The sequence below is a fragment of the Xanthocytophaga flava genome (genome assembly GCF_030068545.1).
GTDB lineage: Bacteria > Bacteroidota > Bacteroidia > Cytophagales > 172606-1 > Xanthocytophaga > Xanthocytophaga flava.
In genome coordinates, this window is the sequence record NZ_JASJOR010000001.1 from 13303 (window position 1) to 27716 (window position 14414).

Sequence of the window (14414 nt, forward strand, 5' to 3'; positions counted from 1 at the left end):
AGGTACCGTTTTACGGTACCTTTCGCAAAAAATCTATCTTTTTTTTATTTCAATGTTATTATTTTCTGGTAAACAGTTCTGGTTAGTAGATCCTTAATTGCGACAATTCTCGCAACTTCGCCAAAATCAGGTTCAAAGTTGAATGCGTGTTGAACATAACACACTTCGACCTGCTTGTCATCAACAAAAGCTAAAGCAAGAATAAACTGACTGGGCAGGTTCAATCCGTAAATGATTTCATTTTTGGTGATAGTAACTGTAGTCGCACCTTTTTTTCTACCTTTCACTTCAATAAAGCGAAGGTTTCCTGTTTTGCTGCAAAGACTTTCAATATCATAACCAATCTTTTCTTTGCTACGGTCTTTGGCTGTATTGTTCAATTCCTTTTCCACTGCGAAGACGGCATCCATTCCGGCCTTTTCAACCGCTGCCTTTTCTTCAGGTGAAGCAAAGCCCTGGCTTTTGTAATCTTCTTTCACCTGGTTAGTGAACATATTTGCAGGTATCACTAATGCACCACCGATCACTACAGGCGGTTTGGATGAAATTTTACTTTCTTCATCAAGTTCCTGCATTCGCTTTTGCATCCGGGTTTGCAGTTCATCTGCTCGCTTACGAGCTTCATTGGAATTGAGTTTTGCATTGAGCCTGCCTGATTCTTCTTGTTTACGTAGATCCCGGGCACGGTAGTCCCAATAACGTATTTCGTTGGTCAATCTCTCCTGAACAGCTTTTCTGGTTTTCTCCACCAAATACTGTCGGTTCTTTTTTACCCGCTCCAAGTGGTCTTTGGCAATGGTAGTAATGGCGTAAGATTTGATTTTGTCTTCCATATTTTGCTTCAACCAGACCATTGTATCTACTCTTTCGATTACCTCATAGAGTTCTTGTTCAGTGGCTTGGCGGTAGTCCAAATAGGGTGCATACCCCGCTTGCATAATTTGCTCTTGCGCGTTGAGTTCCAAAAAATGCACTTCCCTACTGATAATCCTACGTCCTCCAGTTTGCAACTGACGCGCATCCTGCACACTATTTTCCAAATAGAAAAGCACTCTTGGCTCACTATCAGGATTGAGTTCATCTATCAGGATAGAGCCTTGTTTTAGAAGGTCTATTTGCGACTCAAGAAGCAAATCAATAGTGGCATCTAACAACGGATGACCGGGACAAAGAAAGGCAGCCAAGGGCTTGCCTTGCACCGAAACCAATTCTTTATGGAAACTGATACGCTCATAGTTTTTTAAAATGGGTTCTCTTGTGCCTATTATGCGGTCTCTGTTGCGAATGACCGCAGGCACATGAAGTACCTGATATCTTCCCTTTTCTTTTTCGGTAATAGAACCACCAAGGACTTTAAAAGCAGTTAAGAAAAAGTCAGCAATAAAGTGGGGGTGGAGTTTTCTGGCCGCAGCCCTATCCATTTCCTCCCTAATCTCCTGAACGCCTGATTTAGTCATGGTAATGGTATGAAGTGCCCTTTCCTGCAACAACTTTTCGAGCTTGGCATGGTCCAATGCTTCATCAAGTACTCGATCTAAAAATGCTTTTCGCTCGGGATCGCTACCGTAGCGGATAGCATCAATCAGTAAATCTCTCAGACTTTTGTTTTCAAAACTCATTTCACCCAACACATCAAACACCTGACCGCCCAAGGCTTCCCTTTCAATTTCCAGTTTGTCAAATAATCGCTGCCACACTTCACCTTCACGAGTTTGGTGTGCAATAATGTTCCAAAGGCGGCAGACTTCAGTCTGACCAATTCGGTGAATACGGCCAAACCTTTGTTCCAATCGGTTGGGGTTCCATGGCAAATCATAATTTACCATCAGGTGTGCCCTTTGCAGGTTGATACCTTCTCCTGCGGCATCCGTTGCTATCAATACAGAAACATTTACATCATGTGTGAATTGTTCCTGGGCTTTCCTTCGGTCTTCCCGGTTCATACCACCCTGGATGGTTACGACAGCATCCTGACTACCTAATAGCGTTCTGATTTTTGCTGCCAGATAATTCAATGTATCCCGGTGCTCGGTAAAGATGACCAACTTTCTTCTGTTATGGGCATTATCAAACATCCATTCGTTATCGGTCAGAATGTTTGAGAGTTGCTCCCACTTCTTATCGGTACCTGACCGTTTTACAGTTAAGGCTAATTCTTCTAGTCGCTTTAGAGTATTTATTTCTGTATCCAGTTCCTGAATGGTCTGTGCTGTGGTAGCACGGTCCACAAATTCATTCTCAACTTGTTCCTGCTCTTCTGAATTCTGGTCATCCAGATAAGCTTCAATGCCTTGTTCATCATCAAAATCGGGTAGTTGTTCTGTGCGAATTTCAACTCGATGAAACAATCTTTCTTCTTCCAGCCGTGCCTGTAGACGATCTTTTCTCCTACGTAATGATTGGTAAATCGCTTCAGGAGAAGATGCCAGTCTTCGTTGCAGGATGGTTAGGGCAAAACCTACAGAACCACGTCTGCCAGACTCTAAATTGTCAGCTCGGTTGAATTGCTCCCTTACATAATTAGTCACTTCAACATAAAGCCTTTCTTCATCTGGTGTAAGCTGATAAGGAACAGTTATAGCAATCCTTTCAGGAAACAGTGGTTTTCCATCAAATTTCACCAGCTGTTCTTTCAATAATCTACGCATGATGTCGGACACATCAACGGTATGCACGCCATCACGGAACCTACCTTCAAAACGGTCCCCATCTATTAAAGCCAAAAACAATTGAAAATCTTCTTCCTTACCGTTATGTGGTGTTGCTGTCATTAACAAAAAATGCCTGGTTTGCCTTGAAAGAAGCTGTCCTAATCGATAGCGTTTGGTAAATTTTACTTCCCCACCAAAGAATGAAGCGGACATTTTGTGTGCTTCATCGACGATGACTAGATCCCAATCGGTCACCTTTAGCTTCTCCTGTAAATTTTCATCACGACTCAGTTTGTCAAGACGGGCAATCACAAAATTCTCTTCGTTAAACCAATTGCCTGTTTTAGAAGAATTGGTTTTATCATTAGTCAGGATTTCAAATGATAGTTGAAACTTTTGAAAAAGCTCATCCTGCCATTGTTCTGCTAGTACTCCAGGACAAACAATAAGGCATCTTTTAACATCACCACGGATAGCCAGTTCTTTAATAAGCAAGCCTGCCATGATTGTTTTCCCTGCCCCCGGATCATCTGCCAGTACATAACGAAGTGGTTGCCGGGGTAACATGCTATCATAAACAGCGGTAATCTGATGAGGCAACGGCTCAATCATAGAAGTATGAACAGCCATCATTGGATCAAAGATGTATGCTAATCTGATTCGATAAGCCTCCGAAACCAATTTGAACATCTCAGACGATGCATTGAAGCTCCAGGGCGCTGAAGCCGCGACAATGTCGAGATAGGGTTCATTGTCGCGGTAGAGTATCTGATTATTGGGATTTCCAAAGCTATCTTTAAATGTAATCTCTATCACATCTTTACCATGCCAGACAGCATCAATTACTTCAACCATCTGATGGGGTATAACTCCATTGAGATAAGTACCTTTTGTGATATTCTCAAGTGCTGTCATCCGCTTTAATTTTGCAACTATAGAACTATACCTAAATGATTGATTTTTTTTCTAATAATGACTTAAAATCTACCTTTGGTATTACTAATAAATTTTGATTTGATTATAGATTATGAAATATTCACTACCAAAGCTTACACAGGAAAATAATAATTTGAAATAAAAGCAATCAATACAATTTATACAAATAAATGTATGTAGAAAGTAGTAATTATTTTACATGTTTTTCTTCCAAATCTTTTTTTTCTAGCCTAACTTATATTATTGACTAGCAAGTAATCACTTTTCAGGCGGCATCATTTTGGTCAAGTAAGCTTCCCGCCTCCAGTGCCAAGTTCACTACATCAGGTATTTCCCGTCCGGCAATGCCCTGGATCGAGCCATGAATGCTCAATGCACAGGCTGTCAGCCGTTGAATCTGTTTTTCTCGTTTCGCCCAGGCTGTTTGTAACTGCCTGCGTTCCTTATCCAGCTCTTCCTGCATGGTCTGGTATACCTCAAACAGGTTTTGAAACTGCTGGCGAAACTCTTCACTGGTCAGGTATTGATAGAGCATCTGCATTTTTTCTCCTTTGTTTTCTTCCGACAATTTTACCTCTGCTAGGCGAATGAGTCCATTGCGTAAAGCCATCACCAGTGGACGTACCTCCCGAAATGAACATACCCAAACACCTTCTACCATTCCTGCCTCTGTCATACCTTTGGGCATAGCTTCTGTTACCAGAATAGCAATATCTCCCTTTTTGCGCATCAGGTCTTCTTTCAGCTTACCAAGCCACTTGTGATCAAACTGTTTGGTGCGTTTGCTTTCAAAAAGCAGAATACCACAGGATTTACCAAAAGGCGTATTGACCGTTTGCACAATGTCCCCACCCAGTATTCCTTTGCCAATCTCTTCGATCACATCATGCGGAAAGCTTTCTTTGAGCATATTTTCCAGTACTAGCTCCAGTACTTCTCCCTGCTGCTGTACAGATCCCTGCTCTATCTTTCGCTTCATATCCTCGAGCTGTCCTTTGAGCGACACAATCATATGTTCCCGTTCCTGAAGCTTCAGATACTGATTCTCCTCTTCTTTGCGACGAGCTTCGTCTTCAATCTTTCTGCGTTCAGCAAGCAATTTACGGCTTACTTCATTTTCCAGAGCTGCTTCACGTTCTTGCAACTGTTGTTCTTTCTGCAAATATTCCATTTCTTTAATCTCCAACTGACGGATAGTTGTTTGCTTGCGTTGTAGATCAGCCGTCAGCATTTGTAGTTTGTGTGCCTGGTCTTTTTCTACTTCTGCCTGTATCCGTAGTGTCAGCCTGTGAGAAAGCTCTTTTTCACGAATAGACAATTCTTGTTCCAGGTGAGCCTTTTGCTCTTCCACCTGAGCCGCACGTTTAGTCAGTTCTTCTTCTTTTTGGCGTAACAATGTTTGTTGCTTTTGCTTTTCTGCTAGCTGGTCGGCAGTTAGCTTCTGGGTGATTTGTTCTACCAAAAAAGCTTCTACATCAATGGAAGTCTGGCAACAAGGGCATACAATAGAGGTAATCATACAGAGCAGGGATTAGAAATTAAACATCATTGAATTGCTCTCATAAAGGCAAAGCAGATGCCAACTAAAAAACACGCTAAAAAAGCTTGTTTTAAAACAATAATCTATCAATTTTTGACTTTTACATTTCATTTATTGATACATGAAGATCCTTATATCCTGGACTGCCTTTAATAACGACTACCATTCAAAAGAAGAAGTAGAACAAGGTGCCGAAAAAGTTAACTATGATGGCCCTACAATGCAGTTCCATGAATATTTTTATACTACAGGAGGCTATAACAAGCATATAATTCTATCCACATCCAAAAATGATGATCCACGTATTGACTTTATGCTGGCAGCCATTAAAAGAGAATTTTCGACTCATATAGTGGAACCCCGCTATATGGATATTTCTGATCCAATCGACATTACCCAGATTCGCCCCAAAATTGAAAAACTGCTACTAGAGTATAATAATGACACTATTGATATATTCTTTTCGCCTGGTACTTCTATTATGCAACTTGCCTGGTATATCTGCCATCAGTCATTGGGATTAAAGACTCGTTTACTGCAAACTCGCTCACCACGTGTTGCTAAAAGTAAAAAACCAGAACTTAGTGAACTCCTTATTGAGCAATCATCTATTCCGTTTACAGCTATTGTACGTGAGCAACAACAATCAAAACAGCACTCAAGCATAGATTATAATATCACGGATTCAATTGCTTCCGTTTATAAGAAAGCAGTTAAAATAGCACAAGCAGAAACTATCACCTGCTTGATCTTTGGTGACAGCGGAACAGGTAAAGAACACTTAGCTAACTACATCCATAAGGAGTCAGCCCGCAAGGCTAACCCGTTTGTAGCTGTCAATTGCTCTGCTCTCAATGATAACTTGCTCGAATCTCGTTTGTTTGGCTACAAAAAAGGAGCCTTTACTGATGCTAAAGAAGATAAAAAAGGTTTATTAGAAGAAACTTCAGGAGGAACAGTATTTCTGGATGAAATAGGAGATATCTCCCCTTACATGCAACAATCACTACTACGAGTCTTACAGCAGAAAGAGATTCTGCCTGTAGGAGCAGCACAACCTATAAAAATCGATGTACGTATTGTCTCTGCCACCAATAAGAACCTACCTCAAATGTGTGCAGATGGTAAGTTTCGCTGGGATTTGTATTATCGACTATCAGTAGTAGAACTTTCACTACCCACTCTACAACAAAGAGGAGAAGCTGAAAAAAAGGAAATGATTGATTTCTTTCTAAAGCAGAAAAAGCAACAACTGCGAAAGGCAAAGGTTCTAAAGCTCATGCCAGAGGTAAAGCAATATCTACTTACCTATCCTTTTCCAGGAAATATTCGTGAACTGGAAAACGTAATTGAATCATTCTATGTGTTTTGCGACGACGAAGTTACACTAGCAGATCTACCCACACGCCTTACCCAATCACTTGCTACAGATCTTAATCCCTTTGACTGGAAACGAGCCGAAAAAGACCTGATTGAACGTGCCTTGAAGTTTTACCAAGGCAATCAAGCTCAGGTACAACGGGCACTTGGATATGGATCTATTAATACACTGAAGTCAAAAATGACGGAGTATGAGCTGAAATAAATATAAACACTTTAAATTAACAACGATTTTTGTAGCAGGTAAATCAATATAAGTCATAATATAATGTTTAATGATCAAATACCACTATTACCAAAAATACAACTTTGTTTCAAGATTCATAAATTTGTATGATCCCAATCCCAATTTACATCATAGATCAATTGAGATCTCACATAATTAATCAATGCCCAATAGCAGAAGCAGGCTGGGAATTTGCCAATCAAGATGAGGACACTTTAACTGGAGACTTTTTTGGTAGAATGAGAACTAATTGGGAGGAATATAATAATTATACATGGCGCTTTTACTATAACAAAATACGAGGGAGAGGAAAAGGGGCGCTGGAAAAAACTATTGGTGCTGACGGAATAATAACACTACACTATATTGATCAAATAACTAAGCTAGAGTATTATAAATCATTAGTTTTCCAAGCCAAGAAAGAAAATAATTCTATTGATCCTTCACAATGGCAAAAGATGAATAAATTTTTTCCAAATGGCAATATAATTATTAGTTATGGGGCAGACGGGTATAATTCTTATTTAGAAAGTTTGAATAAAAAAATTAAGCTTTGCGATATTATAGCTGATAATTTTTTAAACTGTTACATTGGAATTGAAGGTTTATACTACGACCATAAAGAGAATAAGTTTGTTCGACCAAATAACATTCCAATCAAGGAAATGATCAAGCATGAGGTACTGATTGAAGTATTCAAAAATCCATAGAAAATAAGTATACCAATAGCACGATAAAGCTATGCTACCATTTCTTTTTTGAGAAAAGACTGATTGAAGTGTGTAAAGCAAGTCAGATACAATGATAAAAGACTAAGTGGCGGGACATGTGAATCTCTTTTTATATGCGCTATAACTTTTGATACTGATTCAAACTTGGTTGCTGATCCTCAACTTTGATCCACTGATCCCTTTTGTGTAACTAAAAACAAAAAAGCACTTAGCTTTTTGTGCTAAGTGCCTGATTTCTAAGAACCCCTACCGGATCGAACCAGCGGCCTACTGATTACAAGTCAGTTGACAGGTCTCATTATGACCTCAGATGTTTATAGTCTTGAAGTACTTAAATCTGAGTATTATGTTTCCCATAATAATATAACTTAGACCTTTTACATTTTAAAATCAACAGTAGCAGAATTTCTTTGCTATCGTTTATAAATTTTTAATTTAATATCTGGTAAAGTAACTGAACAAAAATATATTTACTATGTTACCTATTTGTTACTCACAACACACAAATATCTGATTATCAATATATAATACTTGCATGGGGTGCAAGGGTCGCTGGTTCGAATCCAGTCATCCCGACTGAAAAAATCGAACAAAACCGCTTAAAACCTAGTTTTGAGCGGTTTTATGTTTTATGGCCTTTGGGGTTATTCTTGCTTTTTCGGGTTATTTTTGTTACTCCCTTTTTACTCGGAGGACATGCGTTTGATAACATCCCGTCAGTCTGTATCGCGGACGAGCACCATAGGGTAGCTGCGGCGCAATTATGGCAGGAGTTAAGCCGAGATTTTCTCGTCCTTCACTTTATGATACGCCATATAGGAAATAACTAAAATAATAATCATTACAAATGGGAATATAATAGTGAATGCGGGATCTCCGACGTTATAATGTGCGAGCATTGCGGAAAAGAAACTTAGGAAAAATCCCAAATAAGCCCATTCTTTTAATCTCGCAGGAACTGATGGAATGGCGATAGCCAATGCACCAAGCAATTTGAAAACACCTAATTCCACACGGAACCAATCTGGGAAACCAATATGAACGAAAATTGGCTTCATTGCTGGATTTATAAAATAGTTTGCCACGTTGGCTAACATTACTAGTACGAGTAAAGTTGTAAAAATGCGATAAAGGTTTCTTTGTAATTTCATTTTATTCAATTTTTAAGAACAACTATATTTTGTGGAGCGAAGGTCAACTATGAGCTGAACATAGAAATCATCCCTACTCAAATCATAGTTTAAACTATACTATCCGTAAATTTCAGTTAAATAGGCTTTGATTTCCATAGGTTTTCTTCCCAATAATTTTTCCAAATCAGATCGGTGCGTATTGAATTCTCCATTTCCAATTGCGATTCCAAAACCTGCTAAAAAGGATGCAATTTCCTTCGGAACGCCTGCTTTTACAAGGCCTTCCACATAAGTTTCTGCATCAGGCTTAAGATATTTAACTTCTTGTCCAGTAATTTCCGAAAGTATCTCAGCAATTTCACTAAATGAATACGCTACATTTGCAGTGATTGCGTAATTTTTATTTTCGTGTCCCGAAGTAGTTAACACAACTGCTGCGGCTTCTCCCATTTCGGCTTTGGGTACCCAAGGTAATTTTCCTTCTCCTGCAGGAAAGAAAATACCTGTTTCTAAAAACTTTTCCCCTGAAAACATTCCAATAGAATCGGCATAAAGTGTATTATCCAATATCGTGTATGGAATGCCTACTTTTTGAAGATAATCCGCCGTATCTTTATGAATCTGACTCACGTACGGAATGACTGTAGTTTCATAACTGACAATATCTATACCTGTGTAAACGATATGCTTTACACCATTTTCTAGCGCGGCATTAATCACATTTTTATGCTGAACTAGTCGATCAACCATTTCGTTGGACGACACGAGTAATAGTTTGTCAACACCTACAAGTGCAGTTTTGAGAGAATCGTACTCATTATAATTTCCGATTTTTATCTGAATGCCTGCGCTTTTTAAATCCGCTGCTTTATGCTCATCTCTGACCAATGCGGAAATTTCATTTGCGGGGAATCCCTTTTTTAATAATGCCTGAATAGTGGCGTTTCCTAAACCGCCAGTGGCTCCTGTAACTAGAATCATTTTTGCTATTTTTAAATTAATTTTTATATTTGTTACGCAAAGAAACTAATAATACTTTCACAAAGTAACTGTTACCTTTTGGTAACAATGAAAATAGTAATAACCTAAATGTAACTAATGGAAAAAAAAGTGGAAACCAACCTTTGTCCGTTTACCACCACAATTGGTTTAATCGGTGGAAGATGGAAGTCAATAATCCTATATCTTTTGTCTGATCATACTAGAAGATTTGGTGAAATATCTGCCAGGATGCCTTCTATATCTAGGAAAGTATTAACCGAACAATTGAAAGAACTAGAAGCGGACGGCTTAATACGCAGAGAACAGTTTAAAGAAATTCCACCTCGTGTAGAATACTCTTTAACGCCGCTTGGACAAAGCCTTAAACCGATATTGAATGATTTGGCTGCGTGGGGACAAGAAATGGTTTTGGATAAATAATAACTATACTCATAACAAAATTTGGACTTGCCCACTATTTAGAAATAAAATGAAGGATTTATTTATCAACTATTTAAAATCCTAAGTGGACATATCGGATGCGGAACCAGTAGAAATCCTACAACTGAGTATCAATAAGACTACAAAAAATCACAATCTATTTTGCATGATGGTGAGACTTGGCGATTTATGGGTTTTATACGAAAGGTTGTTGTCGCTTATATCGTTTCGATGAAAAAGGAATGGATCACACGGTACTGGAGAAATGCCTGCTGTTGCTTTTCTAAATTCAGGCTTCATTTCCATTACGTGCAATTTGTTAAAAACTTCCAATGCGAAATAACTTTCCAATGCTGGAATATTAGGTTATCTTACCTACAAAGTTAACGCCGCCAATTTCCGCAAATTATGCAGAAAAAGGTTCGAAATTTGTACAGGCAGGGCGACTGAAAAAACGAATAAGACTGTTTAAAACCCAGGTTTTAAACAGTCTTATTCGTTTTAGGGGATTATCTTTATTACTCTACTGTCCAAACTTCGCCTCTTACTGACTTTCTACGTTATAAACTGCTCAAAAAGAACATTTATTTTGCAAGTTCTTCCAGGCCAAACGCAGCCAATACTTTTGGATATTCCACATTTACAGCGTCGTTGGCCCTTTGAACAATTTCTCCTGTCGAAGGGTCTACAACGGTTCGTAATGGCCTTTGTCCTTTCGGCAAATTGATCAGGTTCACTACTGCGTCTGCAACATTTTGGGGATCAGGCTTTACAGACTCGATAATTTGCCCAATGGCAGCAAACATTTTATCTGGAAATTCCGCGATAGCACTATAATCGCCAACAATCGATGTATCAGAGCCAAATTGTACCTTCTGGGACATTTCAGTAGGGAAGGTTCCAGGTTGAACAATGGCTATATCCACTCCTAAAGATCGCAACTCATAATGCAAACCTTCACTTAGTCCTTCCAAACCAAACTTTGAAGCACTATATACTACAGAAAAAGGAAAGGAGAATGTTCCGAATCCACTCGAAACATTGATGATCAGGCCATCTGATTGTTTACGCATGAATGGTAAAACCAGTTTCATCAACTTCCAGGGGGCAAACACATTCACATCAAATATTCGCTGAACATCTTCGGCAGTTGCGCTTTCAGCTATCCCGAACATGGTAACTCCTGCATTATTTACCAATACATCAATTGTGCCTCCGGCAGCGATGATCGTGTCGACGGCATTTTTTAAACTCGCATTATCTGTCAGCGATACATCCAAAACCGTTATATTTTCTACCTGTGCCAGTGCTTTCGCTTTGTCGGCATTCTTTCCTTTGATATCTCTCATTGTTGCATAAACTTTATGCCCCAAAGCTGCGACGGATTTGGCAGTAAGCCATCCAAACCCGCTATTTGTTCCTGTGATCAATACAACTTTCTTGCTCATTTTCTTATTAGTTAAAATACTGATACAAAGATCGCCATCTGCAAAACGAAAGCATTTACCATTTGGTAAAAAGTGATTTTAACGGATGTTTTTTCTTATCCTGCTTAATGATTGTTGTGTAATTCCGAGGTAAGATGCAACATAAGAAAGCGGAACACGATTGATAATTGTCGGAAATTGTTCAATGAACGATAAATAACGGGTGGTCGCATCTTCTGAAACCAAGGGGCTCCTCCTCTCAATCGTTTTTAACAAACAATTCTTTAAAATCAAGCCTGTTATACTATCCCAGCCAACAATTGTATTACCTATCTCGTCCCAGTCTTTTTTTGAAAAGACAAGAAGTTTACAATCAGTGACAGCTTGTATATAGTCCGAAGCAGCTACTTGTGTCTCAAACTTTTGCTGGTCTGAAATAAAATTATTCTCATCAACGAAGTAATTGGTGATTTCTTCGCCTTTGTTGTTATAATAGCAAAAACGAACGACACCTTCCAGAACGAATCCAACATATCTTGGGATCTTTCCAGCTTCTGAAAAATACTCTTCTTTATGAAGTTCAAGCTCTTTTGCCTTACTCATAATGAAGTCTGTCTGGTGCTTGTTCAGATTCCCAAACTGCAATATATAATCGAGGAATGCTTTCATAAGGTCAATTTCGCATTTATTGCGTGCAGTTTATTTACCATATGGTAAAAATTAAACTTGCTAATGCTGCACTCCTACACCAATCAACAGAGCCAAGGCTTACTCAGAAAGCAGATCTTAACGATGGGGGACGTTACAGGCTATGCTCCAATGTAAAGATTTTCAGACTCACTCAATTCAATAACAAAGGCTGTTCAAGTTTCTTTTTCCCAACTTAGCTCAAACAGTTAAGTATTCCTCGAATGGCGTTATCTATTTGGCTATAAATGCTATTTCAGGTAGGTTTGGAATCAGTAAGATGTCTCCCGTAAATCTGTGCTATTCTTCCCTACAAATGGACTATTTATCTGGTGCAAATGCCAGTAGTTTTGTCATATCAAAATAAACAAAACAAACACAAATATGTCAAAAGTAGTTTTTATTACCGGTGCATCCAGAGGATTCGGTAAATTATGGGCAGAAGCCTTTTTAAAACGTGGTGATAAAGTAGCAGCAACTGCCAGAAATATCTCAGCTTTGGATGATCTGGTTAGCACATACGGAGATAACATATTACCTGTACAACTAGACGTAACCAACAGACAAGACAACTTTGACGCTGTCAACAAAGTGGTTGAAAAATTTGGCCGAATAGATATTCTGATCAATAATGCAGGGTATGGGCTGTTTGGTACTGTGGAAGAGTCTACCGAACAGCAGGCACGTGCTCAAATGGAGACCAACTTCTTTGGTCTGTTATGGGTGACACAAGCGGTATTACCTGTGATGCGGACACAGAAAAGTGGTCATATCATTCAGGTTTCCAGCTTCCTGGGGCTGACTACTCTACCAATGCTGGGTGTCTACAATGCATCTAAATTTGCAGTGGAAGGGCTAAGTGAAACGCTGGCAAGTGAAGTAGCTCATCTGGGTATCAAGGTGACACTGATTGAGCCGAATGGATTTGCTACTGAATGGGCAGGAGCTTCTGCTATACAAACAGACAATACAATCCAGGATTATACGCCTGTACGTGAAGCTTTTGGAGAGTCTGGTAGTGATCCTAGCATCTGGGGTAAACCTGAAGCAACAGTAGCCCCTATTCTACAAATAGCCGATAGCCCTAATCCTCCTTTGCGGTTACTACTTGGCAAAGTAGCATATCATGGGGTAGTACAAGCCTATACCAAACAATTGGAGGAGGTTGAAACCTGGAAAGACGTAAGTATCGCTGCTCATGGGCATTAATAATAATTATCTTCCCATTGAGTTTTGGGAATGTTCACCCGTATAATTTTGTTTATCTTCAAACTGGAAAAGCACTCATCAACTCCACATAGAAAACAATATGAATAAGACAGTCCATTACAAAACGCTGGCTGATCTGCACAAAGGCAATGGATGGCCACCACCCGAACATCCATTGCTAAGTGTTGTCAGTTGCAAGAACGACTGTACATTGGGAGACCGGGAGTTTACCAGCAACTGCTATATGATTGGATTCAAAAAGCTGAAAGCAGGTATTATTCTCTATGGACGTACTCACTATGATCATACCAATGGATCAATGTTATTTGTAAAGCCACGACAGATCATAGAAATGAAACATATGGAGTTTGAGGAGGATTCCTTTATGATACTAATCCATGAAGATTATCTTGCCGGACATGAACTGCATCATATCATACAGAAGTACAACTTCTTTGACTATGAAACCAATGAAGCGCTGCATCTATCTCCAAAAGAGGAAGGAATCATCTGGGACTTATTCAACAAGATAGCAGGCGAATATAGCACGAATCAGGATGAATACAGCCGTGAGATCATGATTGGTCATATTGCGTCTATACTCATGTATTCACAGCGCTTTTACAAAAGACAATTTATCAACCGTACAGATATATCGGGTAAAACGGTGACTAAATTCAATGAAGCACTACGAATGTATTATGAGGCAGGCTATTTGCAAACCAAAGGGCTCCCTTCTGTACAAAGCCTGGCAGAACAGCTCTATGTATCTCCCCGCTACCTGAGTGATTTACTAAAGCAGGAGACTGGCAAGACTGCGATGGATCTTATACATATTTCCTTAATATCTGAAGCAAAGAATCAACTGAGAGCGTCTGATCAAAGTGTGGCAGAGATTGCGTATGGACTGGGTTTTGAAAACACGTCTTACTTCACACGATTGTTTAAGAAACAGGTAGGATTAAAACCTCTTGAGTTCAAAAAACAAATTTTAAACTGAGTAATATCCTTATATATTATCCATTCCAACATTCCTGATTCTTTGGAGTAAAATACCCAAAGAATCAGGATT

11 protein-coding genes are annotated in these 14414 nt (G+C 39.2%); 5 read left to right on the top strand and 6 right to left on the bottom strand.

Annotated features, from left to right (window positions below):
• Positions 1 to 44: 44 nt before the first annotated feature.
• Complete coding sequence (locus tag QNI15_RS00050; protein ID WP_314029906.1) at positions 45 to 3566, bottom strand: helicase-related protein; 3522 nt, start codon at positions 3564 to 3566, stop codon at positions 45 to 47.
• Between the two features lie 286 nt (positions 3567 to 3852).
• On the bottom strand, positions 3853 to 5106 hold the full coding sequence (locus QNI15_RS00055; protein ID WP_314029907.1) for a DUF2130 domain-containing protein: 1254 nt from the start codon (positions 5104 to 5106) through the stop codon (positions 3853 to 3855).
• A gap of 142 nt (positions 5107 to 5248) precedes the next feature.
• On the opposite strand from QNI15_RS00055, the gene QNI15_RS00060 reads away from it, so the two are divergent.
• Positions 5249 to 6712, top strand: a complete 1464-nt coding sequence (locus tag QNI15_RS00060; protein ID WP_314029908.1) for a sigma-54 dependent transcriptional regulator — start codon at positions 5249 to 5251, stop codon at positions 6710 to 6712.
• Positions 6713 to 6840: 128 nt separating this feature from the next.
• Positions 6841 to 7443, top strand: a complete 603-nt coding sequence (locus QNI15_RS00065; protein ID WP_314029910.1) for a hypothetical protein — start codon at positions 6841 to 6843, stop codon at positions 7441 to 7443.
• A 794-nt stretch (positions 7444 to 8237) separates the two neighbouring features.
• On the opposite strand, the gene QNI15_RS00070 is transcribed toward QNI15_RS00065, so the two are convergent.
• Both QNI15_RS00070 and QNI15_RS00075 read right to left on the bottom strand, forming a co-directional pair.
• Entirely contained in the window at positions 8238 to 8615 is a 378-nt protein-coding gene (locus QNI15_RS00070) for a DoxX family protein (RefSeq protein ID WP_313974599.1), read from the bottom strand.
• Positions 8616 to 8714: 99 nt separating this feature from the next.
• Positions 8715 to 9578, bottom strand: a complete 864-nt coding sequence (locus QNI15_RS00075) for an SDR family oxidoreductase (protein WP_313999394.1) — start codon at positions 9576 to 9578, stop codon at positions 8715 to 8717.
• A gap of 117 nt (positions 9579 to 9695) precedes the next feature.
• Here QNI15_RS00075 and QNI15_RS00080 point away from each other — a divergent pair, with 117 nt between their 5' ends.
• On the top strand, positions 9696 to 10019 hold the full coding sequence (locus QNI15_RS00080; protein ID WP_313974604.1) for a winged helix-turn-helix transcriptional regulator: 324 nt from the start codon (positions 9696 to 9698) through the stop codon (positions 10017 to 10019).
• A 584-nt stretch (positions 10020 to 10603) separates the two neighbouring features.
• Here the strand turns inward: QNI15_RS00080 and QNI15_RS00085 are convergent.
• Complete coding sequence (locus tag QNI15_RS00085) at positions 10604 to 11467, bottom strand: SDR family oxidoreductase (protein WP_314029912.1); 864 nt, start codon at positions 11465 to 11467, stop codon at positions 10604 to 10606.
• A 78-nt stretch (positions 11468 to 11545) separates the two neighbouring features.
• On the bottom strand, positions 11546 to 12115 hold the full coding sequence (locus QNI15_RS00090) for a Crp/Fnr family transcriptional regulator (protein ID WP_313999398.1): 570 nt from the start codon (positions 12113 to 12115) through the stop codon (positions 11546 to 11548).
• A 402-nt stretch (positions 12116 to 12517) separates the two neighbouring features.
• Here QNI15_RS00090 and QNI15_RS00095 point away from each other — a divergent pair, with 402 nt between their 5' ends.
• Together QNI15_RS00095 and QNI15_RS00100 are read left to right on the top strand one after the other, a co-directional pair.
• A complete protein-coding gene (locus QNI15_RS00095; RefSeq protein WP_314029914.1) occupies positions 12518 to 13342 on the top strand; it encodes an oxidoreductase in 825 nt (274 codons plus the stop codon).
• A 100-nt stretch (positions 13343 to 13442) separates the two neighbouring features.
• A complete protein-coding gene (locus QNI15_RS00100; protein ID WP_314029916.1) occupies positions 13443 to 14342 on the top strand; it encodes a helix-turn-helix domain-containing protein in 900 nt (299 codons plus the stop codon).
• Positions 14343 to 14414 lie beyond the last annotated feature (72 nt).